This window comes from Brachyspira catarrhinii (assembly GCF_005518285.1).
GTDB lineage: Bacteria > Spirochaetota > Brachyspiria > Brachyspirales > Brachyspiraceae > Brachyspira > Brachyspira catarrhinii.
Window position 1 is genome coordinate 1 of record NZ_SJDU01000652.1, and the last position, 814, is coordinate 814.

The window sequence follows — 814 nt, forward strand, 5'->3', positions numbered from 1 at the left end:
TTTCTCTTCATTTTTTAATTTTATATATTTTTCTATTAATGAAGTTTCTTTTTTTGTAAGTTCTTTTATATCATTTTTTGACATAATTTATCCTTATATCTTTATTTATACTTATAATAAAAAATATAAGGATAATTCATTTAAACAACGTAAGGAATAACCTCAACAAGTGAGGTTTTTAATTCTCTCTTTATTGCCTCTAATTTTTGAGATATGCTGCTTTGAGTTACATTTAATTTTTCGCCTATTTCTTTTTGTGTATAGCCTTGTGAATATAATTGCAATAGCTCTATTTGATCTTTTGTTAATATTGCTATTATTATGCGTTTTACATCTCTATTTTCAATATCAGAAAGTCCGTGAGTATATATAATATTGTCCATGTTATCTACAGATAAATTATAGTCTTTAACTGTATTCTCAGAATAAGATTTATTTGTGCCTATACTATTATTTAAAGTTTTTTCCATAGCCTGACATAATTGTCTGCATGAACTTCTTTTATCACAAATATTGCATGTTAAATCCTTCATCTTAATCCTCCATATTATTAATATAATTAGCTATGACATAAGTATCATTTACAGAGAATGGTTTTTTTATATTAAGTTTTTTTGCTGCCATTTCTATATCTAATTTTAAGTCTATGCTGGAATACGGATCTTTCCTGTAGGCTATATCCTCAGTTGGCATTTCTCCAATATTTTTAACACCCAATGCTGTCATTATATAAACTCCTTATTATATTTGTCTTAGCTTAATTACATTATCAAAAATATTTAATTTGATAATTTCACAAAGGCATGGCTTTATA

General features: G+C 25.2%; 2 protein-coding genes. Both read right to left on the reverse strand.

What is annotated here, in order from left to right:
- Positions 1 to 140: 140 nt before the first annotated feature.
- Positions 141 to 533, reverse strand: a complete 393-nt coding sequence (locus EZH24_RS12870) for a LuxR C-terminal-related transcriptional regulator (protein WP_137999429.1) — start codon at positions 531 to 533, stop codon at positions 141 to 143.
- Between the two features lies 1 nt (position 534).
- Positions 535 to 726, reverse strand: a complete 192-nt coding sequence (locus EZH24_RS12875; RefSeq protein ID WP_137999430.1) for a hypothetical protein — start codon at positions 724 to 726, stop codon at positions 535 to 537.
- Between the last annotated feature and the right edge of the window lie 88 nt (positions 727 to 814).

Excerpts from the sequence above, each read along its gene's own strand:
- EZH24_RS12870 (WP_137999429.1), bottom strand. The coding sequence starts at position 533 with ATGAAGGATTTAACATGCAATATTTGTGATAAAAGAAGTTCATGCAGA.
- EZH24_RS12875 (WP_137999430.1), bottom strand. The coding sequence starts at position 726 with ATGACAGCATTGGGTGTTAAAAATATTGGAGAAATGCCAACTGAGGAT.